Source organism: Arenibaculum pallidiluteum, from assembly GCF_017355985.1.
GTDB lineage: Bacteria > Pseudomonadota > Alphaproteobacteria > Azospirillales > Azospirillaceae > Arenibaculum > Arenibaculum pallidiluteum.
Window position 1 is genome coordinate 33,947 of record NZ_JAFIQU010000019.1, and the last position, 21,798, is coordinate 55,744.

22 protein-coding genes are annotated in these 21,798 nt (G+C 69.2%); 13 read left to right on the forward strand and 9 right to left on the reverse strand.

Annotated elements, in window-relative coordinates; genetic code table 11:
- Positions 1 to 180: 180 nt before the first annotated feature.
- The 4 genes from JUB13_RS26050 to JUB13_RS26065 all read right to left on the reverse strand — a co-directional run bounded on the left by JUB13_RS26050 (position 181) and on the right by JUB13_RS26065 (position 2,261).
- On the reverse strand, positions 181 to 441 hold the full coding sequence (locus tag JUB13_RS26050; RefSeq protein ID WP_207484322.1) for a hypothetical protein: 261 nt from the start codon (positions 439 to 441) through the stop codon (positions 181 to 183).
- A 152-nt stretch (positions 442 to 593) separates the two neighbouring features.
- Positions 594 to 887, reverse strand: a complete 294-nt coding sequence (locus JUB13_RS26055; RefSeq protein WP_207484324.1) for a hypothetical protein — start codon at positions 885 to 887, stop codon at positions 594 to 596.
- A 55-nt stretch (positions 888 to 942) separates the two neighbouring features.
- The gene (locus JUB13_RS26060) at positions 943 to 1,212 is read right to left on the reverse strand and encodes a hypothetical protein (RefSeq protein ID WP_207484326.1); all 270 of its coding nucleotides are present in this window, start codon (positions 1,210 to 1,212) and stop codon (positions 943 to 945) included.
- A gap of 287 nt (positions 1,213 to 1,499) precedes the next feature.
- Positions 1,500 to 2,261, reverse strand: coding sequence for an SDR family oxidoreductase (locus JUB13_RS26065; RefSeq protein ID WP_328703025.1), 762 nt, complete (start codon positions 2,259 to 2,261; stop codon positions 1,500 to 1,502).
- A 121-nt stretch (positions 2,262 to 2,382) separates the two neighbouring features.
- Here JUB13_RS26065 and JUB13_RS26070 point away from each other — a divergent pair, with 121 nt between their 5' ends.
- The gene (locus tag JUB13_RS26070) at positions 2,383 to 3,285 is read left to right on the forward strand and encodes a LysR family transcriptional regulator (protein WP_207484328.1); all 903 of its coding nucleotides are present in this window, start codon (positions 2,383 to 2,385) and stop codon (positions 3,283 to 3,285) included.
- Between the two features lie 33 nt (positions 3,286 to 3,318).
- Here JUB13_RS26070 and JUB13_RS26075 read toward each other — a convergent pair whose 3' ends face one another.
- From JUB13_RS26075 to JUB13_RS26085, 3 genes are all read right to left on the reverse strand, one after another.
- The gene (locus JUB13_RS26075) at positions 3,319 to 4,281 is read right to left on the reverse strand and encodes a zinc ABC transporter substrate-binding protein (RefSeq protein WP_207484331.1); all 963 of its coding nucleotides are present in this window, start codon (positions 4,279 to 4,281) and stop codon (positions 3,319 to 3,321) included.
- Positions 4,282 to 4,376: 95 nt separating this feature from the next.
- On the reverse strand, positions 4,377 to 5,030 hold the full coding sequence (locus tag JUB13_RS26080; protein ID WP_207484333.1) for a response regulator transcription factor: 654 nt from the start codon (positions 5,028 to 5,030) through the stop codon (positions 4,377 to 4,379).
- On the reverse strand, positions 5,027 to 6,637 hold the full coding sequence (locus tag JUB13_RS26085; RefSeq protein WP_207484335.1) for an ATP-binding protein: 1,611 nt from the start codon (positions 6,635 to 6,637) through the stop codon (positions 5,027 to 5,029). Before JUB13_RS26085 ends, JUB13_RS26080 begins: the two co-directional genes overlap by 4 nt.
- Before the next feature lie 327 nt (positions 6,638 to 6,964).
- On the opposite strand from JUB13_RS26085, the gene JUB13_RS26090 reads away from it, so the two are divergent.
- The 8 genes from JUB13_RS26090 (at position 6,965) to JUB13_RS26125 (ending at position 14,788) form a co-directional block, all read left to right on the forward strand.
- A complete protein-coding gene (locus tag JUB13_RS26090; RefSeq protein ID WP_207484337.1) occupies positions 6,965 to 7,630 on the forward strand; it encodes a hydrolase in 666 nt (221 codons plus the stop codon).
- A gap of 78 nt (positions 7,631 to 7,708) precedes the next feature.
- Positions 7,709 to 7,966 (forward strand): XapX domain-containing protein, encoded by a 258-nt coding sequence (locus tag JUB13_RS26095; protein WP_207484339.1) that lies wholly within the window; start codon positions 7,709 to 7,711, stop codon positions 7,964 to 7,966.
- 43 nt (positions 7,967 to 8,009) lie between these two features.
- On the forward strand, positions 8,010 to 9,863 hold the full coding sequence (locus JUB13_RS26100; protein WP_207484343.1) for an amidohydrolase: 1,854 nt from the start codon (positions 8,010 to 8,012) through the stop codon (positions 9,861 to 9,863).
- Between the two features lie 11 nt (positions 9,864 to 9,874).
- Positions 9,875 to 10,330 carry a DoxX family protein gene (locus JUB13_RS26105; protein ID WP_207484344.1) on the forward strand — a complete coding sequence of 152 codons (456 nt, stop codon included), beginning with the start codon at positions 9,875 to 9,877 and terminating at the stop codon, positions 10,328 to 10,330.
- On the forward strand, positions 10,327 to 11,970 hold the full coding sequence (locus JUB13_RS26110) for an MFS transporter (protein WP_207484346.1): 1,644 nt from the start codon (positions 10,327 to 10,329) through the stop codon (positions 11,968 to 11,970). Before JUB13_RS26105 ends, JUB13_RS26110 begins: the two co-directional genes overlap by 4 nt.
- Before the next feature lie 86 nt (positions 11,971 to 12,056).
- On the forward strand, positions 12,057 to 12,881 hold the full coding sequence (locus JUB13_RS26115) for an alpha/beta fold hydrolase (protein WP_207484355.1): 825 nt from the start codon (positions 12,057 to 12,059) through the stop codon (positions 12,879 to 12,881).
- A 69-nt stretch (positions 12,882 to 12,950) separates the two neighbouring features.
- A complete protein-coding gene (locus tag JUB13_RS26120) occupies positions 12,951 to 13,415 on the forward strand; it encodes a DUF4126 family protein (protein WP_207484356.1) in 465 nt (154 codons plus the stop codon).
- Positions 13,412 to 14,788: an FAD-containing oxidoreductase gene (locus tag JUB13_RS26125; protein ID WP_207484357.1), complete on the forward strand. Its 1,377-nt coding sequence runs from the start codon at positions 13,412 to 13,414 to the stop codon at positions 14,786 to 14,788. Before JUB13_RS26120 ends, JUB13_RS26125 begins: the two co-directional genes overlap by 4 nt.
- On the opposite strand, the gene JUB13_RS26130 is transcribed toward JUB13_RS26125, so the two are convergent.
- Entirely contained in the window at positions 14,751 to 16,754 is a 2,004-nt protein-coding gene (locus JUB13_RS26130; protein WP_207484358.1) for a PAS domain S-box protein, read from the reverse strand. The genes JUB13_RS26125 and JUB13_RS26130 overlap by 38 nt on opposite strands.
- Positions 16,755 to 17,010: 256 nt before the next feature.
- On the opposite strand from JUB13_RS26130, the gene JUB13_RS26135 reads away from it, so the two are divergent.
- Both JUB13_RS26135 and JUB13_RS26140 read left to right on the forward strand, forming a co-directional pair.
- Positions 17,011 to 17,409, forward strand: a complete 399-nt coding sequence (locus JUB13_RS26135; RefSeq protein WP_207484361.1) for a response regulator transcription factor — start codon at positions 17,011 to 17,013, stop codon at positions 17,407 to 17,409.
- A 65-nt stretch (positions 17,410 to 17,474) separates the two neighbouring features.
- Complete coding sequence (locus JUB13_RS26140) at positions 17,475 to 18,008, forward strand: hypothetical protein (RefSeq protein WP_207484363.1); 534 nt, start codon at positions 17,475 to 17,477, stop codon at positions 18,006 to 18,008.
- 56 nt (positions 18,009 to 18,064) lie between these two features.
- Here JUB13_RS26140 and JUB13_RS26145 read toward each other — a convergent pair whose 3' ends face one another.
- Positions 18,065 to 19,465: an FAD-binding oxidoreductase gene (locus JUB13_RS26145; protein ID WP_236025246.1), complete on the reverse strand. Its 1,401-nt coding sequence runs from the start codon at positions 19,463 to 19,465 to the stop codon at positions 18,065 to 18,067.
- A 415-nt stretch (positions 19,466 to 19,880) separates the two neighbouring features.
- Between JUB13_RS26145 and JUB13_RS26150 the strand changes: the two genes are divergently transcribed.
- Together JUB13_RS26150 and JUB13_RS26155 are read left to right on the forward strand one after the other, a co-directional pair.
- The gene (locus JUB13_RS26150; protein WP_207484366.1) at positions 19,881 to 20,603 is read left to right on the forward strand and encodes a LuxR C-terminal-related transcriptional regulator; all 723 of its coding nucleotides are present in this window, start codon (positions 19,881 to 19,883) and stop codon (positions 20,601 to 20,603) included.
- Positions 20,600 to 21,379: a DUF72 domain-containing protein gene (locus JUB13_RS26155; RefSeq protein WP_328703026.1), complete on the forward strand. Its 780-nt coding sequence runs from the start codon at positions 20,600 to 20,602 to the stop codon at positions 21,377 to 21,379. Before JUB13_RS26150 ends, JUB13_RS26155 begins: the two co-directional genes overlap by 4 nt.
- The last annotated feature ends 419 nt before the right edge of the window (positions 21,380 to 21,798 follow it).

The following is a 21,798-nucleotide window of genomic DNA, read 5'->3' on the forward strand; positions in this document are numbered from 1 at the left end:
ATATTGCCGTCATCGGCCATGGCGGGGGCCGAGGCCAGCAGGGCGGTCGCGATCAGGGCGTAGGAAAAGGTCTTCATTGGTCGGTTCCTTTCTGGGTTCGGCCGGTGGTCCCGCATGTTGCGGGACCGCGCGGCTCGGATGTGGGCTGCCTTGCGGCCGGCGGAACCGGCCGCTGGGGGATCAGTTGGCGTAGGTCATCCGGAAGTCGGTGCTGCCGGCGTCCTGGTCGGCCTCGGCAAAAGCCTCACGGCTATCCCGCACGTCGGAGGTGGCCGCCTGACGGGTCGTCTCGACCTCGGCCGGAGCCTTCTCGCGCGCCATGAAGGACGTCAGGTCGGTGCTGCCGATGAACATGTTCTTTCCGGTGCTTCCGTCGTCGGCGGAAGCGCTGCCGGCGCCGATCAGGGCGACGAGGGCGAGGGAGTAAGCAAGGGTCTTCATGATCGTGTCCTCGGGTTAGGTGTCGGGTCCATGGCGGCCCGCAGCGACGATCGCCCAGGCCGCCTATGAACGGAATTTGCTAAATACGTGTTCTATCCATACGATTTCGTATGAGCACAGGTGAGCAGCGTTTCCGTGCCAGCCGGCTTCGCTCAGTTCGCGTAGGTCAGGGCGAAGTCCGTCTGGTCGTCCAGGGAGGCCTGCTGGTCCGCGACCGTGCTGCCATTGCCCTGGACCGACGACCGGACCGACGCCTGGCCGGCGTCACGGGTCAGGTCGACGACGACCGAAGCCGCCGGCGCCGCCGGCGCCTTCTCCTGCGCCATGAAGGACGTCAGGTCGGTGCTGCCGATGAACATGTTCTCTCCGCTGCTGCCGTCGCCGGCGGAAGCGCTGCCGGCGCCCAGCAGGGCGACAAGGGCGAGGGAGTAAGCAAGGGTCTTCATGATCGTGTCCTCGTATTCGATTTCAGGTCGATGGGCGGCCGTCACGCGGCAGCCGTCAGTTGGCATTGGTCATGTCGAAGTCGGTCCCACCGAAGGCCGTCTCGGCCTGCACCGGCACGCTGTCCGCACCGCCGACGCTGGGCGCCTCGGCCGCAGCCTGGCGGATCGCTTCCTGGACCGGCGAGACGTGCTCGGGCTCGGCGGCGTAGGAGGCCAGCGTGTCCGAGCCGTGGAATTGGTTCACGCCGATATTGCCGTCATCGGCCATGGCGGGGGCCGAGGCCAGCAGGGCGGTCGCGATCAGGGCGTAGGAAAAGGTCTTCATTGGTCGGTTCCTTCGTTCTGTGGGGGTCCCGCCCGATGCAGGACCTGCTTGCAATGGCCCCTGGCGGCCGGTGCCGCGGGAGCCGATGAGATCGAGGGCAGGCCGGCGGCTCTTGCCTGATTGCTCTGCCGCTGCTTCGCCGTATTCCCCGGGTCCGCGGGATGCCGCGACATCCGGTGCAGCACGGCCTCCGTCCTCGTGAGGTGATAATGGGGACGACAGCGTGGACTGCGATAGACCAGGGCTCCGCCGCTCTTGCCCGATCCTCCGAAGTCGCTTCGAAGGCTTCAGGCAATGCCGCCGTTCACCCGGATGGTCTGGCCGTTGATCCAGGAACCGTCTGGCCCTGCGAGGACCGACGCGGCAGCTGCGATGTCGGCGGGACGGCCAAGACGCTCCAGGGGCGAGGTCATGGCGATGCTCTCCACGAGCTCCGGGGATTTCCCCCTGAGGAAAAGGTCCGTGGCGGTTGGCCCGGGGGCGATGGCGTTCACGGTGATCCCGCGCCCGCGCAGCTCCTTCGACAGCACCGCCGTCAGCGCCTCGACACCCGCCTTGGTGGCCGCGTAGGCCCCGTAGCCCGGCTGCAGCAGCCGTGTGACCGTCGACGAGGTGTTGATGATGCGGCCCCCCTGGCGCAGCCGTCCGGCCGCCTCGCGCAGCGTGTTGAACGTGCCCTTAAGGTTGATCGCCACCATGCGGTCGATGATGTCGTCGGTCATCTCGCCCACGGGGGCCAGGTCCATCACGCCGGCATTGTTGACGAGGACGTCGATCCCGCCGAAAGCACTCTCGACGGCGTCGAACATGTGCCGCACGGCCACGGGGTCGCTGACATCCGCCCGGACCGCGATGGCGCGTCCCCCCGCCTCCTCGATCCCCGCGACGACGCTCCGGGCGGCCGCCGGGCTTCCGGCGTAGTTCACCGCGACCGAGAACCCGTCCCGTGCGAGGCGTCCCGCGATCTCAGCCCCGATGCCCCGCGAGGCGCCTGTGACCAGCGCGACCTTTCCATGCGGCACCTGTCGGTCATCATGTGCATTCGTCACCTGATCTCTCCCATTCTCCGTGGTGGCGGCTGCGTTGCCGCCACGAGAGGGATAATGGGGCTTGCCGATCCATTCTCAGAACGCATAGTTTTCAGTTTTTAAATGACAGAAAGTATGCCTCATGGCGTTCGACAGCCGCCTTCTCAATGGCGTCGGGGTCCTGTCCGCCGTGGTCGAGGCCGGCAGTTTCGTGCGGGCCGGCGAGGCGCTGGGGCTGACGCAGTCGGCGGTCAGCCGCGCCGTGGCGCGGCTAGAGCAGCGCGTGGGCATCCGCATTTTCCATCGCACCGCGCGGTCGATCTCGCTGACCGACGAGGGCCGCCGTTTCTACGAGGCGGTAAGTCCCCTGCTGGCCGGAATCGAGGATGCAGCCATCCGGGCCAGCGGATCAGCGGCGGAGGTCCGCGGCCGGCTGCGTGTGAACGTCGACGGCGCGTTCGGTCATTACGTCCTGACGCCGAACATCGCGCGCTTCATGGAACGCCATCCGGGCCTGACGGTGGAGATCGCGGTCCGCGACCGGATGGGGGATCTCGTGGCCGAGGGCTTCGACGTCGGCATTCATTTCGGGCCTCCCGAGCCATCGTCGCTCGTCTGCCGGCTGCTGCTGGAGACGAAGGTCCTGACCTGCGCCGCGCCGGCTTATCTCGCGCGGCGCGGAACCCCGAGGCACCCCGCGGATCTCGAAGGGAACCACGAATGCATCCTGATGCGCGATCCCCTGACCGGCCGCGCCTACGGGTGGGAGTTCGTCAAGGGCAACGAGGCGCTTCCGGTCAAGGTCTCGGGGAAGCTCATGGTGAACGACACGGGCGCGCTGCTCGGTGCCTGCTGCGGCGGGCAAGGCATCGCGCAGCCGCTCGGACTCTACGTCCGAGAATTCCTGGCCGACGGGCGCCTGGTGCAGATCCTGCCGGAATGGTCCGAGGAAACCTTCCCGCTCTACGTCTATCACCACACCCCGAAGCTGATGTCCGCCAAGGTGCGCGCGTTTCTCGACTTCCTGCGCGAGCTCACGCGGTGAAGGCGCTGGCCCTCCGGATCGGGAGATGCGGCATCAGCCCAGGCATTCCGCGAGCGCGCGGGCGTTACCGCGCATAAGGGCGAAGTACAGGTCGGGCCCGTCGGGAAGGACCGCCCCTTCGGGATCGAGGACGCCGCGCTTGACCCCCGTGCCCTCGACGACCGTGCCGACCAGGGCGGGCTCGAACTGAGGCTCGGCGAAGACGCAGACGGCGCCCCGGCCCCGCAGCGTATCGCGGATCTCGCGGAGCCGCCGCGCGCTCGGCGCCCGCTCCGGACTGACGGTGATCGAGCCGACCGCACGCAGCCCGTAGCGCTCCTCGAAGTACCGGTAGGCGTCGTGGAAGACCACGAAGGGCCTGTCCTTGACCGGCGCCAGCATATCGCGCAGCTCGGCGTCCAGCGTGTCCAGCCTTGCGCTCACGCGCTCCGCATTTGAACGGTAGGCCGCGGCATTCGCGGGATCGGCCGCCGCCAGCCGATCCGCCGCGATCTCCACGATCGCCCGCGCGTTCCCCGCATCGAGCCACAGATGCCCGTCGTGACCATGGTCGCCATGGTCGCCATGGTCGTCGTGATCCTGCCCGTGGGCGTGGCCGTGGTTGTGGTCGTCATGGCCCGCCCACAGCCCACCCTCGCGCAGCGGCAGGGTGCGGATTCCGGGCTGCTCCGACAGCGCAACGGCTTCCGCGCCGCCGCCCAGCGTCGCAAGCGCCTTCTCGAGGAAGGTCTCGAGATCCTCGCCGACCCAGAAGATCAGCCTGGCCCTGCGCAGCGAAGCCGCGTCCGACGGCTTCAACGCGTAGGTGTGCGGGGAGGCTGCTCCCTTCACCAGCAGGTCCGGCGTGCCGACACCCTCCATCACCCCCGCCACCAGCGAATGGATCGGCTTCACGCTGACCACCACATGCGGCGCCGCGGCGAGGGCTGGCCCCCCCGCCAGGAAGGCCAGGGCCGCGCAGGTTGCGGCCGGAAGGGCCAGGAATCGAGAAAGCATGGGCGCCGGCTCCAGTTGGGACCGCGCCAGAATATGTTACGTTATATCGTTGTCAAGGCCGCGTCGCTGGGATCGCGAAAGCGCCTCGGACCGCTTCAGAGCGCCGCCTCTGCATCTGCGAGGCGGCCCAGACCTTCTGCTTCCAGCCGATCGGCGAAGCGCACGAGGTCGGGCAGCGTCCTTGCCTTCATCTTGCGCATGACCTGGCCCCTGTGGACCTTGACGGTGATCTCGCTGAGCTGCAGGGCCGCGGCGACCTGCTTGTTGAGCTGTCCGGCTGCGACCAGCACCATGATCTCGCGCTCGCGCGGGGTCAGCGAGCGGAAGCGGTCCCTGAGCTCCTGGAGGGACGAGGCCTCCCTTCGCCGCTCGCGGTCGCGCTCGATGCCCTTGTGCACGGCGTCGAGCAGGTCCTGGTCACGGAACGGCTTGGTCAGGAATTCAATGGCACCGGCCTTCATGGCCCCCACGGACATGGGGATGTCGCCGTGACCCGTGATGAAGACTACCGGCATCAGAATGCCCGAGCTCACGAGCTCGCGCTGGAACTCCAGCCCGCTGCCGCCCGGCAGCCGGACGTCCAGAACAAGGCAGCCCGGCGCGTCGGGTCGTTTGGCGGCGAGGAATTCGCGCGTCGTTTCGAAGGTCTGCGCCGCCTGGCCGACAGACTGGAACAGGCTCTGCAGCGATTCTCGGATCGAAAGGTCGTCGTCGATGATGAAGACGGTGGACTGGTCCGGGCTCGTCACGTGCGCCTCCTCGCGGGTTGAGCCTCGCCCCCGGCGACCGGCAGGGTGAAGCAGAAGATCGTACCTTCCGGGCCGCTCTGCCCGATCCAGAGCGTTCCTCCATGGCCCTCCACGATCGACCGGGCGATCATGAGGCCCATGCCCATGCCGTCGGGCTTCGTCGTGAAGAAGGGCTCGAAGACCCGTTGCCCGTATTCGGGATCCAGCCCCGGTCCGGAATCCTCGACGGAGACGAGAACCTCGTTCCCGCCGCGCAGGGCCGACTTCACACGCAGGAGCCGTGGACGCCCCTCCATGGTCTGCATTGCGTCGATCGCGTTGGTGATCAGGTTCGAGACGGCCTGCCGGAGTTGCACCGGATTCCCGACGACCGGGCCGATCCGGTCCTCCAGATCCAGATGCACGGAGATCCGGCCGGGCGGCAACTCTCCCGTGGCATGATCGAGGGCGTCGTGGAGGACGTCGTTCACGTCGACGGGGCCGCAGTCCTGCCCGGTCCGCCGGAACATCGAGCGGATGCCCTCGACCACCGCGCCGGCGCGGTGGCCCTCCCTGACGATCCGCTTCAGAGCCGTGCGTGCCTCGCCGAGATCCGGGCTCGCCCGCTCCAGCCAGCGCAGGCCTGCATTGGCGTTCGTGACCATGCTGGCGAGCGGCTGGTTGACCTCGTGGGCGACCGACGCGGCAAGCGCCTCCATGGTCGTCAGCCGGGCCTCCCTGGCATGCCGCTCGGCGGAGACCGAGCGCATCAGCACCGCATAGAGACGGGTCATCTCCGAGAGAAGGACGACGAGGACGAGGCTCGCCGCAGTCAGGCCATAGAGCCGCCCCGCCCACCAGCCGAGGCTCAGCCGGCCCGCGCTGATGAATCCGAGAAGCAGGGTCTCGATCATCCATGCGGACACGACGACCATCAGCCAGAGCCGGAGAACCGTCCGCCTGGACCGCCATAGGAACACGAGCGCAATCGCGCAAAGCAGCACGGCCCCCGCGGGAACGACGAGCCACAGCGCGTTCGGCCCGCTGGCCGTCATCAGGGCGGGGAGCGCCGATTCCTGCGCGACGACAAGCCAGGTGAACAGCGCGACCCCGGCACCCGTCGCGACGAGGCTCGTCAGGATCACCGGCTTGGCCGAGCCCCGTGGGCCGTGCGGCGGCCTGTCGCCCAGCAGCGCAAAGGCGAGGACGAAGGCGGGGAACCCCAGACGCCGCAAGGCCGCGATCCAAGCCGTGCTCTGCAGCTTGGATCCCAGAAGCCCGTTCGGGGCCAGCACGCCAGGGAAGGTCAGCAGCCAGGGGATGATGCAGAGAGCCGCGAAGACGTACCCGACGGCGAGCGCGAGCACGGCGGGCGAGCGCTGGACCGCGTAGATCCCGAAGAGCAGGACCGAGGTGATGATCTCGTTCGTCAGCACCGCGACCGCATAGCCCTGCAGCAGGGTCTCGGTGCCGGGCAGCGGAACGCGCGCGAAGGGCACGGCGGCGAGCAGCGCGGCCAGCAGGACCAGAAGCACGAGTCCGGCGAGGCGCAGCTGGCCGCGTCCCGGCGGCAGCGTCGTCAGAAGCGCCAGTCGATCGCCCGGCGGCTCGCCGTTCCAGTCCCGCATCTTCCGCCTATAACGAACCGGCACCGGCGCCGCCGGTCCGCGGCACACGAATACCAAGCCGGAGCGCACATTCCATCAGATGAGGCGCATGCTCGGCAAGTGCCGGGTGGACGAGCTGGGCAGCATTGCCCAGCCCGGGCGAGAAGTGACTTTCACAGATCCGTCATCCGACCAGTGGAGGTATGTCATCGCGTCACGGCTACTCGCTTATACCATCGTATATTCGGCGAAGACCCAAGTTCAATGTCGCCCGGGATCCGGGGTCCCCATGCTGCCGGCTGTCGGCGGTGAAGCCGTCAGCGCGCAATCAGAGAAGAGGATCGAGGCATGAGCATTACCGCCACCCCGACGCCCGGATCGACCCTGCTTTCGCCCGGCGACCACACGCTGATCATGATCGACCACCAGTCGCAGATGGCGTTCGCCACGCATTCGATCGACGCGACGACGTTGCGGACCAACGCCGCGCTCGTGGCTCATGCCGCCGCCGGATTCGGCGTGTCGACGATCCTGACCACGGTCGCCGAGAAGAGCTTCTCCGGCCCCATCTTCGACGAGATCGCCGATGCCTTCCCGGGCGCGGAGGTCACCGACCGAACCTCGATGAACACCTGGGAGGACGCCAACGTGATCCGCCGGGTGAACGCCATCGGCAAGGATCGTCTCGTCTTCGCCGGGCTGTGGACGTCGGTCTGCATCGTCGGCCCGACGCTCTCGGCCATCGACCAGGGCTTCGAGGTCTATGTGATCGCGGATGCCTGCGGCGACGTCTCGGCCGAGGCGCACGAACGCGCGATGGCCCGCATGATCCAGGCCGGCGTCCGGCCCATGACGTCGCTCCAGTACATGCTCGAGCTGCAGCGCGACTGGGCTCGGACCGAGACCTACGATCTGACCACCGGAATCGCCAAGAAGTACGGCGGCGCCTACGGGCTTGGCATCATCTACGCCAAGACCATGTTCGGCGCGTCCGAGGGCAGCCGCGCGGCTTGATCCGCCGCCTCGCGGCCGGCCGCACGGTGCGGCCGGCCCGCCCCTGCTCCCGCCATCACAGATGGGAAGGGTCCTGGAATGCCTTACCTGCTCTCGCTCGGCGCGGGCGTCCTCGTCGGCGTCATCTATGCGCTTCTGGGCGTGCGCTCGCCCGCTCCGCCCACCATCGCGCTGGTCGGGCTGCTGGGCATGCTCGTCGGCGAGCAGGTCGTTCCGGTCGCAAAACGGCTAATGGCTGGCGAGTCCGTGGCCGCCTTCATCCGGACCGACTGCGCACGCCACGTACTCGGGCCGCAGGCCGGTGCCTCCGGGCCGCGCAACCACGAGCCGGTCTGACGGCCGGCCGCCTCCCTCGCCCCCCTTCGACGAGACCCCGGATATGGCCCCGACCGCGCGCACCGAAGACCTCCTCATCGTCAACGCCGCGATCACGACGCTGGACCGCACGAACCCGGCCGCCGAAGCCGTGGCCATCCGGGACGGGAGGTTTCTCGCCGTCGGGTCCGAGGTCGAGGCGCGGGCGGCGGCACCCGATGCGACCGTGATCGATGCCGGCGGCCGGCGTATGATCCCGGGGCTGATCGACAGCCACATCCACGTGATCCGCGGCGGGCTGAACTACAACATGGAGCTGCGCTGGGACGGTGTCCCGACTCTCGCCGACGCGATGGCGATGCTCCGCGCCCAGGTGGCGCGCACGCCCGCTCCCCAATGGGTGCGCGTCGTCGGCGGCTTCACCGAACATCAGTTCGCCGAGAAGCGCCTGCCGACGCTTGACGAGATCAACCAGGCGGCGCCGGACACCCCGGTCTTCATCCTGCATCTCTATGACCGCGCCCTGCTGAACGCCGCCGCTCTCCGCGCGGTGGGCTACACGCGGGACACGCCGGAGCCGCCCGGAGGCGAGATCGCGCGGGACGGATCGGGCAACCCGACCGGACTTCTGCTGGCGCGGCCCAATGCGACGATCCTCTACGCGACGCTGGCCAAGGGGCCCAGGCTGCCGCCGGAGTACCAGCTCAACTCGACCCGCCACTTCATGCGCGAGCTGAACTCCCTGGGCGTCACGAGCGTGATCGACGCCGGCGGCGGGTTCCAGAACTATCCCGACGACTACGCGATCATCGAGCAGCTCCACGCCGAAGGCGCGCTGACGCTGCGCATCGCCTACAACCTGTTCACCCAGCGGCCGAAGGAGGAGCTCGCGGACTTCGCCAACTGGTCGAAGTCGCTGAAGCCCGGGGACGGCGACGACACCTACCGGCACAACGGTGCTGGCGAGATGCTCGTCTACTCGGCGGCCGACTTCGAGGACTTCCGCGTCGCACGGCCGGACCTGCCGCCGACCATGGAGGCCGAGTTGGAGCCGGTGATCCGCCTCCTGGCCGAGCGGCGCTGGCCCTGGCGGCTGCACGCGACGTATGACGAGACCATCGGGCGCGCGCTGGACGTCTTCGAGAAGGTGAACCGTGACATTCCCCTTCAGGGGCTCAACTGGTTCTTCGACCACGCGGAAACGGTCAGCCGACGCAACATCGACAGGATCGCGGCGCTCGGTGGTGGCATCGCGGTCCAGCACCGCATGGCCTTTCAGGGCGAGGATTTCGTCGAGCGCTATGGCAGCCGGGCGGCCGAGGCGACACCGCCGATCGCCGCGATGCTCGAGGCCGGCCTGCCGGTGGGCGCGGGAACCGATGCCACCCGCGTGGCCAGCTACAATCCCTGGGTATCGCTCTCCTGGCTCGTCACCGGCCGGACGGTGGGCGGCCTGCGGCTCTATCCGCCGGTAAACCGCCAGGATCGCGAGACGGCGCTCAGGCTCTGGACCGAGGCCAACACGTGGTTCTCCAGCGAGCAGGGTAAGAAGGGCCAGATCAAACAAGGCCAGCTCGCCGACCTGGCTCTGCTCAGTGCCGACTACTTCGCCGTCCCCGAGGGCGAGATCGCGCAGCTCCGCGCCGACCTGACGGTGCTGGGCGGCGTGGTCGTGCACGGCAGCGGCGGCTTCTCGGACCTCGCGCCCGAGCTTCCGCGGCCGATGCCGGATTGGTCGCCCGTTGCGGCGCCGCGGCAGGCCACCCGCCCGAACCCCACCCTGGCCCTGACCTGCACTTGCCGCAACGGTTGCGCGGTCCACGGCCACGACCATGCCGCCGCGCTGGGATCGCGCCCGCCCGCGTCGGACGAGAGGACGTTCTGGGGTGTGCTCGGCTGCAGCTGCTGGGCCATCTGAAGGGGGCCGCCATGACGGGAACGACCCTGCAACCATGGGACCGGCCGCGCACGGGCCGCGTGCCGACGCCGATCGCCGCCATCCTTGACTGGACAGGAACCGCGCTCCTCGCCCGCCTCGCCCTGGCCGCGCCCTTCCTCGCCAGTGGGATCGGCAAGGCGCTGGATTTCGGTGGCGCGACCGCGGAAACGGCCCAGCTCGGCTTCGCGGCACCGGGCCTAGTCGCCCTGGCCGTCATACTGACGCAACTCGGCGGGACTGCCCTGTTCCTGACGCGACGCTGGTGCTGGCTCGGCGCGGGCCTGCTGGCCGGCTTCACCGTGGCCGCGACGCTGATCGCCCACGCGTTCTGGACATTTGAGGGCGCCGACCGGATCCGGCAGCTCATGACCTTTCTCGAGCATCTCGCGATCATCGGCGGCTTCGGCGCGGCAGCCGCTCTGCAGCATCGGCAGACGGCGCCATGACGGCCGACACCTCGCCGGGCGCTGGTTCCGACGCCGCCTCGACGCCGCGCGCCGGCGCCTTCGCGCCACTGCGCAACCGTCTCTTCGCGGTGCTATGGGCGGCGACGGTGCTGGGCAATGTCGGCACCTTCATGCGGGACGTCGCCAGCGCTTGGCTGGTGCTCGACCTCTCGGGCTCGCCGGGGGCCGTGGCGCTGGTGCAGGCGGCTGCGACGCTGCCGATCTTCCTGCTGGCGATTCCCGCGGGCGTACTGTCGGACATCATGGACCGGCGGCGCATGCTGATCGCGGTGCAATGCGCCCTCGCCTGCGTCAGCGCCGCCTTGATGCTGCTGGCCTCGACCGGCAGCGCCACGGTCGCGAGCATCGCGGCGCTGACCTTCCTCGGCGGCGTCGGAGCGGCGCTGATGGCGCCGTCCTGGCAGGCGATCGTGCCGGAGCTGGTGCCACGGTCCGAGCTGAAGGGGGCGATCGCCTTGAACAGCCTGGGCTTCAACATCTCGCGCGCCATCGGCCCCGCACTGGGCGGCGCGATCCTGGCGGGGTTCGGGGCGGCTGCGACATATGCGGCGGACGTGCTGACCTATGCCGTCGTCGTGGCGTCCCTGCTGTGGTGGCGGCGTGAACCCGCGACCCGCGATGCGCTGTCCGAGGAGTTCACGGGCGCGCTGAAGGCAGGGCTGCGCTTCGCCCGCGCCAGCCGGGACACGCACCGCGTCCTCCTGCGCGCCGGCCTCTTCTTCGCCTGCGCCAGCGCATTGTGGGCGCTCCTTCCGGTGGTCGCGGGGCCGATGCTTGGCGGCGGCCCCGGCTTCTACGGCCTGCTGCTGGCCTCGGTGGGCGCCGGTGCGGTGGGCGGTGCCGTGTTGCTGCCGAAGCTGCGCGGACGTCTGAGCCCCGACGGCATCCTGCTGGCGGGCTCGGTCGTCACGGCGGCCCTGATGGCGGTGCTGTCCCTTGCCCCGCCGCGCTGGGCCGCGGTGCCGATCCTGCTGGTGCAGGGGGCCGCCTGGATTGCGGTACTGACGACGCTCAACGCGACGATGCAAGGCATTCTGCCGAACTGGGTCCGCGGCCGTGGCCTGGCTCTGTACCTCACGGTGTTCAACGGCGCGATGACCGCCGGCAGCCTCGCCTGGGGAGGGCTGGCCGAGGCGGCTGGCGTGCCAGCCACCCTGTGCGCCGGCGCCGCTGGCCTGCTCGCCGTGGCACTCGCCGTCCGGGGCCGCCCGCTTCCGGCCGGCGAGGCCGACCTGGCCCCATCCAACCATTGGCCGGAACCGCTGCTGGCGGCGCCGGTCCGCGGCGACCGCGGCCCGGTGCTGATCACCGTCGAGTACCGGATCCACGAAGGCGACCGTCCCGGCTTCCTCGCCGTGCTGGGACGCCTTTCGGAGGAGCGGCGGCGCGACGGGGCCTATGCCTGGGGCGTCAGCGAGGATGCCTCCGACCCGCAGCGTATCGTTGAATGGTTCTTCGTCGAATCGTGGTTCGAGCACCTGCGCCAGCACAGGCGGGTGTCCCACGCCGACGCGGACGTCCAGGCAGAGGTGCTTGCCTTCCACCGCTCCGCCCAGCCGCCGGCGGTCACGCATTTCCTCGCCGTCGATCGAGGAGACCCGGCCGGACCACCGCCCTGACGGCGGCGGGTGCAGCCGAATGACGAGGATCTCCCCTCCTCCCCAAGTTCCGGTTCCAGCAAAGAAGCAATGAAGGAGAACACGCCATGGGTACGATCACCACCAAGGACGGCACGCAGATCTACTTCAAGGATTGGGGCTCGGGACCGCCCGTGGTTTTCAGCCACGGCTGGCCGCTGACGGCCGACAGCTGGGAATCGCAGATGTTCTTCCTGGCCTCCAACGGCTACCGGTGTATCGCCCATGACCGGCGCGGCCACGGCCGCTCCAGCCAGCCCTGGCACGGCAACGAGATGGACACCTATGCCGACGACCTCGCGGAGCTGATCACGACGCTGGAGCTGGAGGACGCGACGCTGTTCGGGTTCTCGACCGGCGGAGGTGAGGTCGCCCGCTACATCGGGCGCCATGGCACGGCGCGGATCGCCAAGGCCGGGCTGATCTCGGCCGTGCCGCCGCTGATGCTGAAGACCGAGGCCAATCCCGGAGGCCTGCCGCGCGAGGTCTTCGACGGCATCCGGGCGGCCAGCCTGGCCGACCGCTCGCAGCTGTACAAGGACCTCGCCGCCGGACCGTTCTTCGGCTTCAACCGGCCGGGCGCCAAGGCCTCGCAGGGGATGATCGATTCCTTCTGGATGCAGGGCATGATGGGAGGGCACAAGAATACCTACGACTGCATCAGGGCCTTTTCGGAAACCGACTTCACCGAGGACCTGAAGAAGTTCGACGTCCCGACCCTGATCGTGCACGGGGACGACGACCAGGTCGTGCCCATCGAGGCGGCCGCCTTTGCATCGGCCAGGCTGGTCCGCAATGCGACCCTGAAGGTCTACAAGGGCGGGCCGCACGGCATTACGGACACTCACAAGGAACAGCTCAACGCCGATCTGCTGGAATTCCTGAGAACCTGAAACCGCCATGCGCTCCGGCCCAGGCCCAGGCTTGGGCGGGGCGCCATCCGGCTATGCGGGGAAGCTCCCATGACTCCTATCGTGCTGGCGCTGCTGGCCGGAACCGTGGCGGGCCTGCGCGCCATGACGGCCCTGGCGGCCGTGAGCTGGGCTGCCTATCTGGGGTGGCTTGACCTCGGCGGCACGTGGCTGGGCTTTCTCGGCCATCCCTGGACGCCTTGGATCCTGACGGTCCTGGCCATGGCCGAATACGTGACGGACCAGCTCCCGTCCACGCCCAGCCGCACCGTTCCCCTGCAGTTCGGGGCGCGCATTGCCTCCGGCGCGATGTCCGGCGCCGCGATCGGAAGCATGGCCGGCCTCCTCGCTGCGGGCGCCGCCGCCGGCATGGCAGGGGCCGTGATCGGCACGCTGGGCGGCCGTGCCGCCCGGGCACGGCTTGCCTGCGCCTTCGGGCGGGACCGCCCTGCCGCCCTTTTGGAGGACGCAATCGCGATCGGCGCGGCCCTGCTTGCGGTGAGTGCCGTGCCATGAGCCACGCCTTCGATGCCATCGTCATTGGCGCGGGCCAGGCTGGTCCGCCGCTGGCCGACCGGCTCACGCGGGCCGGCATGACCGTCGCGCTGGTCGAGCGCAAGTTGTTCGGAGGCACCTGCGTGAACACCGGCTGCATGCCGACGAAGACGCTGGTCGCGAGCGCCCAGGCTGCGCATATCGCGCGCCGCGGCGCCGAGTACGGCGTCGTCATCGACAGCCCGGTCCGCATCGACATGGGCCGCGTGAAGGCGCGGGCCGACGCGGTGTCGGCCCGAGCGCGCGGCAATGTCGAGCACTGGCTGCGGCAGATGCCGGGCTGCACCGTGATCGAGGGGCATGCGCGCTTCGAAGGACCTCGAAGCGTCCGTGTCGGCGAAGATCTGCTGACGGCACCGCGGATCTTCATCAATGTCGGCGGCCGTGCCGCAGTGCCGCCCCTGCCGGGCGTCGATCGCGTGCCCACCCTGACCAACACCTCCATGCTCCAGCTCGACCAGGTTCCCGATCATCTGGTCGTCGTCGGCGGCAGCTATATCGGCCTTGAATTTGCGCAGATGTACCGCCGCTTCGGTGCGAGGGTGACGATCGTCGAGAAGGGGCCGCGCCTCATTGCCCGAGAGGACGAGGACGTCTCCGCCGCGATCCGCGACATCCTCGCCGGCGAGGGGATCGCCATCCGCACGAACGCGGAATGCATCAGCTTTGCGCGGGCCGGGGACGGTGTGCGCGTCGGCGTCTCGTGCTCCGACGGAGAGCCGGCGGTCGACGGCTCCCATGTCCTGCTCGCCGTGGGCCGGCGGCCCAACACCGACGACCTTGACCTTGATCGGGCAGGCGTTGCCGTCGACGCGCGGGGCTACATCACCGTCGACGAGAGCCTCGCGACGACGACCGCGGGAATCTGGGCCCTTGGTGACTGCAACGGCCGGGGCGCCTTCACCCACACGGCCTACAACGACTTCGAGATCGTCGCGGCGAACCTCCTGGATGGTGAGGTTCGCCGGGTTTCGGACCGCGTTCCCGCCTACGCGCTCTACATCGATCCGCCGCTGGGCCGGGCTGGCATGACCGAGGCCCAGGCCCGGGCGACGGGGCGCCCGCTCCTGATCGGCCGGCGTTCCATGTCGCGCGTCGGCCGCGCCATCGAGAAAGGCGAGACCCAGGGCTTCATGAGCGTCGTAGTCGATGCCGGGACGCGCAGGATCCTCGGCGCGGCGATCCTCGGGGTCGGCGGCGACGAGGCGATCCACGGGCTGCTGGACGCGATGCATGCCGGGGCGGACTATGCCACCCTGCAGCGCGCGGTGCCGATCCACCCGACGGTGTCCGAGCTCATCCCGACCATGCTGGGTGAGATGGGTGCGGGCTGACCGCTGCGGCCGCGACCTCCGCCTGCGCCATGGCCGGCAGGGCCAGCTGGAAGACCGCGCCCTGTGGGCTCGCCTGTGCGACCGACAGGAGCCCCCCATGGGCCTCCACGATCGACCGGCAGATCGAAAGCCCCATTCCCATGCCCGAGGCCTTGGTGGTGAAGAAGGGGTCGAAAAGACGCTCGCGGGTCGCGGGATCGAGGCCGGGGCCGGTGTCCTTCACGGAGACCAGCACCGTGCCGGCTCCGTCGCTCCAGGACCGGATATCGAGCTCCCGCGGCCGGTCCGGGACCGAGATCATGGCTTCCAGCCCGTTCATGATCAGGTTCAGCAGGCATTGCTGCAGCTGAATCCGGTCACCGCGCACAGGGGGTAGGTCACGGGCCAGGTCCAGCCCGGTCCGAATGCCGCTGCGCCGGCATTCGCTCTCGGCCAGCAGGAGCACCTCGTGGATGACCTGGTTCATCTGCACGCAGGTCGGCTCGGGTGTCGTTTTCTTCATCAGCGCGCGGATGCTGGCGATCACCTCGCCGGCCCGGCTGCCGTCCCGCACGATCCGGCGCACGGCCTGGCGTGCCTCGTCCAGCTCAACCGGCTCGCGCGCGAGCCAACGCAGGCAGGCATTCGCGTTCGTGACCACGGCCGTGAGCGGCTGGTTGATTTCGTGGGCGATGGATGCTGCGAGCTCTCCCATGGTGGTCAGGCGGCTGGCGCGCGTCAGTGCGGCCAGAAGGGCGCTCGCCTCGTTGCGCGCGTCGATCTCGGCCGTCACGTCCGATCCCGCGCCGCGATAGCCCAGGAACTGTCCGTCCTCGTCGAAGATGGGCTTGCCGCTGACCTTGACGTCGCGATGCGTTCCGTCGCCGCGGTGCACCCGCATCAGCACGTTCCGGAAAGGCTGGTGGCCGTGCATCCGCTGCGGCAGCGACGCGGAATCCCGGGTATCCAGGGCGGTCAGCGGCAGCGCCTCCCAGGCGGAGCCGATCAGCCCGTCGCAATCCTGGCCGAAGACTCCCCGCGCGCCCGGGGACAGGAATCTCAGCGACAGGTCGGGCCCGGTCTCCCAGATCCAGTCGGAGACGATCTCGGCGATGTCCCGGAAGCGCGCGTCGCTCTCGCGGCGGGCCAGCTCGGCCTGCCACTGCTCCGTGATGTCGAGCCCGATGGAGACGACGTATTGGAGCCGACCGAGCTCGTTGGTAACGCCTGTGTTCGTCCACCGGATCAGGCGCAGGCTGCCGTCATGGGCCAGCCAGTGGTTGGTGCCGACGATCAGGTCGCTCGGCCCCGTCACCTCGCGCATGCGCGCCTTCACCATCGCCGCCTCGTGAGGTGGGATTACGAGGTCGTACTCGCAGCGCCCCAGCACGTCCGCGGCCTTGAGCCCGGTCAGCCGCTCAGCCGCCTGATTGAAGCGCAGGAAGCACTCCTCGCCGTCGAGAGCGATCACCAGGGCATCGGTGTTGTTCAGGATCGCCGAGAAGAACTTCTGCTCGGCCTGGCGCTCGGCGATCTCGGTCCTCAGCGCATGGTTTGTCGTCTCGAGCGCGGCGGTGCGCTCGCGCACGCGCGCCTCCAGCTCGTCCTGCATGCGACGGAGCGACAGCTCGACTTTGCGACGCCGCGAACTCAGAAGGCCCGTCGCCAAGGCGGAGGCCAGGAAGGTCCCGAAATAGGCGAGGCTATCCCGGCCGATCCTCAACGAGCCAAGGGGATGCATGAAGAAGTAGTCGAAGCCCAGAGCTGACAACGTGATGGCCAGCAGTCCCGGCCCGAGCCCCGCCAGCCAAGCGGTCGTGGCGACGGCCGCAAGCAGGAAGAAGGGAACCGGTATCGGACCCAGACGCTCCAGCAACGCGGTCAGAAGCAACGCCGCGAACACGGAGGCAACGGCCAGACCGTAACGATGGAAAGCCGAAGGCAGGATCGTTTCCCCCGTTGCCCCCGCTCCGCCCAGCCTTTCCATCCGTTGCGTCCAGCCAATGGAATGGGCCAAACCGCTCCCACGATCCAGGACAGCGGCAATGCCACGGGGATGCCGCGGCCCTGATCAACATTGACTGTTTCAAATGAAATCAGCAACCATGATGTTATTGGCCCGCATCATCTGAACAGCCTAGACGCTCTAAACCAAAGTATACTTCCTATGGAGGTTCCAAGGCGTCACGATTCGTGATCCGCCGGTTTTGTTCTGCCGGGAACCCGCACCACGGAAAACGGCCTTGGGGACTTCCCCTGTCATTTCGATCGTCGATGACGATGATTCCGTCCGCGAAGCGATGTGTGGCCTCATGAGATCCATGGGGTTCTCGGCCAAGGATTTCGCATCCGCCGAGGAATTCCTGGCCTCCGATCGCCTGTGCGAGACCTCCTGCGTGATCGCCGACGTGCAGATGCCGGGAATTGGCGGACTGGAGCTCCAGAAGCGCCTGGGCACCACAGGTATCGCCATTCCCATCGTCTTCATCACCGCCTATCCCGACGCCCGGATCCGTGCCATTGCGCTTCAGGCGGGGGCGCTCGGCTTCCTCACAAAGCCCGTGTGCGAAGGAGACCTGCTGACCTGCATCCATCGCGCCCTCGGGCGGGAGGACCGGACGGCAATGCCGGACGATCCATGAGCCGCGAACGCCCAGCCACAGCCCGGCACGAAGGCCTGAGACTCTGCAGCCGCTGGAGGATGGCCTTGTGGGCCGGCGCCGCGGTCCTTTTGCTGCTGCCGCTGGTCGCGATGCAGTTCACGGACGAGGTCGACTGGGACGAGGCTGATTTTCTCGTCTTCGGCGCCATGCTCGTCAGCGCATGCGGCGGCCTCGAGCGGGCGGCGAGAATGACGAGCAGCATCGCGTACCGGGCCGCCATGGGCGTCGCACTCGCGGCAGCATTCATCCTTGTCTGGATGAACCTTGCGGTCGGCATCATCGGGTCCGAGGACAACCCCGCCAACCTGATGTTCGGCGCGGTGCTTGCCGTCGGCATTATCGGCGCTGCCATGGCCCGCCTCCGGCCGCGCGGAATGGCACGGGCGCTGCTCGCGACGGCGCTCGCCCAGTCCTCGGTCACCGTGATCGCGCTGATCGCAGGATTGGGCTCCACGGGGCCGGGCTGGCCGGGCGGCATCCTGTCCCTGACCGGGTTCTTCACGGCGCTCTGGGTTGGATCGGCATTGCTGTTTCGAAAAGCCGCGCGTGAGCAGCTTCCCGCGGCAGCAAGCCCCTAGGCCGGCCCGCCCCGTCACCCGGCGAGGCGAGACCGGCACCGCACGGCCGCCAGCCCCTAGAACCGGACGACCTTCCCGGGGTTCATGAGGTTGTGGGGGTCCAGCGCGCGCTTGAGCTCGGCCATGACCTCCCAGCCCTCGCCATGCTCGATCGGCAGGAAGGGCATCTTGCCATAGCCGACGCCATGCTCGCCCGTGCAGGTCCCGCCCATCGCCAGCGCACGCCGGACCAGGCGCTCGTTCAGGGCCGCGGCCCGGGCGAGCTCCGCGGGATCGTCCGGCATCACGATGAAGGCGACGTGGAAGTTGCCGTCGCCGACATGGCCGACGATCGGCGCGACGACCCCGGCCTCGGCGATGTCCGCCTTGGTCTCGACAATGCAGTCCGCGAGGCGCGAGATCGGCACGCAGACGTCGGTTGGCCAGACGCGGCCGCCGGCGCGCAGGGCCTGCGAGGCGTAGTGGACATCGTGCCGGGCCTGCCACAGGCGCGAGCGCTCCTCGGGCCTGGTCGCCCACTGGAAGTCCGTCCCGCCCTGCTCGGCCGCCACCGCCTGCACCAGCTCGGCCTGCTCCACCACGCCCGCGGACGTGCCGTGGAACTCGAAGAACAGCGTCGGGACCTCGGCCAGCTCCAGCTTCGAGTAGCGGTTCACCGCCGCAACCTGCAGCTCGTCCAGGAGCTCGATACGCGCGACCGGCACGCCGAGCTGGATCGTCTGGATCACCGTGTCCACCGCCGCCCGGATGCTCGGGAACGGGCACACCGCCGACGAGATCGCCTCGGGGATCCCGTGGAGCCGCAGCGTCACCTCCGTGATCAGCCCCAGCGTGCCTTCCGCCCCCACGAACAGCCGCGTCAGGTCGTAGCCCGCCGAGCTCTTGCGCGCCCGCCCGCCGGTCCGGATCACCCGCCCGTCCGCCAGCACCACCGTCAGCCCCAGCACGTTCTCGCGCATCGTGCCGTAGCGCACCGCGTTGGTGCCCGAGGCCCGCGTCGAGGCCATGCCGCCGATCGAGGCATCGGCCCCGGGATCGATCGGGAAGAACAGCCCGCTGTCGCGCAGGTGCTCGTTCAGCTGCTTGCGCGTCACCCCCGCCTGCACGGTGACGTCCAGGTCCTCGGGGCTCAGGCGCAGGATCGCGCGCATGCCCGAGACGTCCAGGCACACCCCGCCCTGCAGCGCCGCCACCCCGCCCTCCAGCGAGGTGCCGGTGCCGAACGGGATCACCGGCACGCCATGGCGCGCGCAGATCGCGACCGCACGCGCGGCCTCCTCGGTGCTCTCCAGGAAGGCCACGGCATCGGGCGGCACCACCGGATGGTAGCTCTCGTCCTTGCCGTGATGCGCGCACACCGCCGCCGCCGTGCTCAGCCGCTCGCCCAGCAGGGCGCGCAGCTCCTCCAGCGCGCTGGTCAGCGCGTTCGCCGTCGCCCGGCGCACCGGCTGGGGCATCGACATGGACCTTCCCTCCGCTTCGTTCCTTCCGCACGGCTCCCCGGCCGCCACAACTCTCCTAGCACAGCCCGGGCCGCTCCGCCCTCCCCGGGATCGCGGCCCAGGGGCGCAAGCCGGGAACGCCTCCGAAGGCGGAGCGATCCCCTTCGCCGATGGCAATCCATGTCACGGGTTCCTCCGTGTCCCGGGGCCGCCCGCAGCGGCTGTCCCAAGGGAATAGGCCGCAAGTCGGGCATGGCCGCGATCCGCAGAATGGCTGGCGAAAATGAGCCCTCCCCCGGAACCGGATGATCCCGGTGTGACGCCCATCACTGTTCCGGGACCGCAACAAGATCCTGATCAGGCTCTCGACAGGCTGTTCCGTCCGAGGTTCGGAACCGCCTTTCCTTGCGTTGTCTCAAAGGACGAGCTCATGAACTCCCTATCCGTCATGCTGGTGGATCCCAGCGCGCTCTCCCGCGCCGGCTTGAGGTCGCTGCTGATCGGCGCGGGTGCCCGGGTCCTCGGGGTGGTGGCCTCGGCCGAGGAGGCAAAAGGCCTTCTCTCGCCCGATCTGGTGCGCGTTCCCGACGTGCTGCTGGTTGACGTCGCGGCATCCAAGGACCTGCCGGCGCTCGCGGCCTGCAGCCGCGTCATGCATCCGCAGCCCCGCATCGTGGTGCTCGGCCCCGACCAGGAGCCATCGCGCATACTCGACGCGCTGGTCGCCGGGGCCGACGGCTACCTGACGAAGGATCTCTCCGCCGCGGCGCTGGTGGAGACGCTGCGCCTCGTCGTGCTTGGCGAGAAGGTGCTGCCGGCCAGCCTCGTCTGCATGATCGCGGACGGCACCTGCCCCGACCTCCCGCCCGTGGCCGCCGATACCAAGGGCCTGTCCCCGCGCGAGCTCGAGATCCTGCGCCACGTGGCCGAAGGCGACAGCAACAAGGTAATCGGCAACCGTCTCGGCATCAGCGAGGCGACGGTGAAGGTCCATCTGAAGAGCCTGCTGCGCAAGATCGGCGCGACGAACCGCACCCAGGCGGCCGTCTGGGCCTTCGACAATGGCTTGGCACGGGCCGAGGCCGCGGACCGGCCGGCCCGCAGCGCCGTCGCAGGCCATGGCATCGAAAGGCTGCGCGCGGCCGTCTCGTGACGGTGGGCGTCGATTCCGCCGGGGGTCCTGCGCCGGCCCGCGTGCGCATCGGCACCGCGGGCTGGAGCATTCCCAAGACGCAGGCGGAGCACTTCCCTCCCGGGGGCAGCCACCTCGAACGCTATGCTGGCCGCTTCGACGCCGTCGAGATCAACTCCTCCTTCTACCGGCCGCACCGGAAGGAGACCTACGCACGGTGGGCTGCCTCCGTGCCCGAGGACTTCCTGTTCGCCGTGAAGGTGCCAAGGTCTGTCACGCACGAGCGGCGCCTGGCGGGCACCGACGACCTGCTGGCCCGCTTCCTGGGGGAGGTCGGCGGCCTGGGACAGAAGCTGGGCCCGCTGCTGGTGCAGCTTCCTCCCAGCCTCGCCTTCCGGCCCGGCATCGCCGATGCGTTCCTGCGGGCGCTGCGCGGCAGCTTTGCCGGCGGCATCGTCTGTGAGCCCCGGCATGCCACCTGGTTCACGCCGGACGTCGACGCGCTGCTTGCGGAGTTGCGGATCGCCCGGGTCGCCGCCGATCCCGCACCGGTCCCCGGCGCCGAAGAGCCCGGCGGCTGGACCGGCCTGACGTACCGGCGCCTGCACGGCTCGCCGCGCATGTACTATTCGCCCTATGCGGCGGCGGCAATCGCCGCCGCCGCGACCTCGCTGAGGGACGATGCGGCCCGCGGGGCCGAGGCCTGGTGCATCTTCGACAACACCGCGGAGTTCGCGGCGACAGGCGATGCGCTGTCCGCGCTGGACGCGGCAGGGGGCCAGGCCGGGACGCCCTGACCGCCGCCCTCAGCCGCGCCGATCACGGTCGTGATGCCCGTCCCGGCCACCGAGGCGATGATCCCAGCGATGGTCCCGCCTGTGGTCCCATCGGTGGTCCCATCGGTGGTCCCGTCGGTGGTCCCAGCGATGATCCCGGCGGTCCCACCGGTCCGGCCCGCGATGCCGCCAATGCTGCGGCCGGTCGTTCCAGGACGCGGCGCCAAGCCGGCGGCATGCCCCGTCATGCCCGAAATGGCAGGCGCGGCGCAGATCCTGGACGTATTCGCGCCTGCCATGATCGTAGTCCCGCCAGCCAGCATGCTGACGCTCGGCATGCGCCGGCAGGCAAGACATAAGGAAAAGCGACGTGATGATCACCGCTATTCTACCGAGCATGGATTACCTCCGACACCGCATTCCTGGGCACGAGATGATTT

What these genes read in the sequence shown, in the direction of transcription:
- JUB13_RS26050 (WP_207484322.1), bottom strand. Translation starts at nt 441, where the DNA reads ATGAAGACCCTTGCTTACTCCCTCGCCCTCGTCGCCCTGATCGGCGCC.
- JUB13_RS26055 (WP_207484324.1), bottom strand. Translation starts at nt 887, where the DNA reads ATGAAGACCCTTGCTTACTCCCTCGCCCTTGTCGCCCTGCTGGGCGCC.
- JUB13_RS26060 (WP_207484326.1), bottom strand. Translation starts at nt 1,212, where the DNA reads ATGAAGACCTTTTCCTACGCCCTGATCGCGACCGCCCTGCTGGCCTCG.
- JUB13_RS26070 (WP_207484328.1), top strand. Translation starts at nt 2,383, where the DNA reads ATGGCGTTCGACAGCCGCCTTCTCAATGGCGTCGGGGTCCTGTCCGCC.
- JUB13_RS26075 (WP_207484331.1), bottom strand. Translation starts at nt 4,281, where the DNA reads ATGCTTTCTCGATTCCTGGCCCTTCCGGCCGCAACCTGCGCGGCCCTG.
- JUB13_RS26085 (WP_207484335.1), bottom strand. Translation starts at nt 6,637, where the DNA reads ATGCGGGACTGGAACGGCGAGCCGCCGGGCGATCGACTGGCGCTTCTG.
- JUB13_RS26090 (WP_207484337.1), top strand. Translation starts at nt 6,965, where the DNA reads ATGAGCATTACCGCCACCCCGACGCCCGGATCGACCCTGCTTTCGCCC.
- JUB13_RS26095 (WP_207484339.1), top strand. Translation starts at nt 7,709, where the DNA reads ATGCCTTACCTGCTCTCGCTCGGCGCGGGCGTCCTCGTCGGCGTCATC.
- JUB13_RS26100 (WP_207484343.1), top strand. Translation starts at nt 8,010, where the DNA reads ATGGCCCCGACCGCGCGCACCGAAGACCTCCTCATCGTCAACGCCGCG.
- JUB13_RS26105 (WP_207484344.1), top strand. Translation starts at nt 9,875, where the DNA reads ATGACGGGAACGACCCTGCAACCATGGGACCGGCCGCGCACGGGCCGC.
- JUB13_RS26110 (WP_207484346.1), top strand. Translation starts at nt 10,327, where the DNA reads ATGACGGCCGACACCTCGCCGGGCGCTGGTTCCGACGCCGCCTCGACG.
- JUB13_RS26115 (WP_207484355.1), top strand. Translation starts at nt 12,057, where the DNA reads ATGGGTACGATCACCACCAAGGACGGCACGCAGATCTACTTCAAGGAT.
- JUB13_RS26120 (WP_207484356.1), top strand. Translation starts at nt 12,951, where the DNA reads ATGACTCCTATCGTGCTGGCGCTGCTGGCCGGAACCGTGGCGGGCCTG.
- JUB13_RS26125 (WP_207484357.1), top strand. Translation starts at nt 13,412, where the DNA reads ATGAGCCACGCCTTCGATGCCATCGTCATTGGCGCGGGCCAGGCTGGT.
- JUB13_RS26130 (WP_207484358.1), bottom strand. Translation starts at nt 16,754, where the DNA reads ATGGAAAGGCTGGGCGGAGCGGGGGCAACGGGGGAAACGATCCTGCCT.
- JUB13_RS26145 (WP_236025246.1), bottom strand. Translation starts at nt 19,465, where the DNA reads ATGCCCCAGCCGGTGCGCCGGGCGACGGCGAACGCGCTGACCAGCGCG.
- JUB13_RS26150 (WP_207484366.1), top strand. Translation starts at nt 19,881, where the DNA reads ATGAACTCCCTATCCGTCATGCTGGTGGATCCCAGCGCGCTCTCCCGC.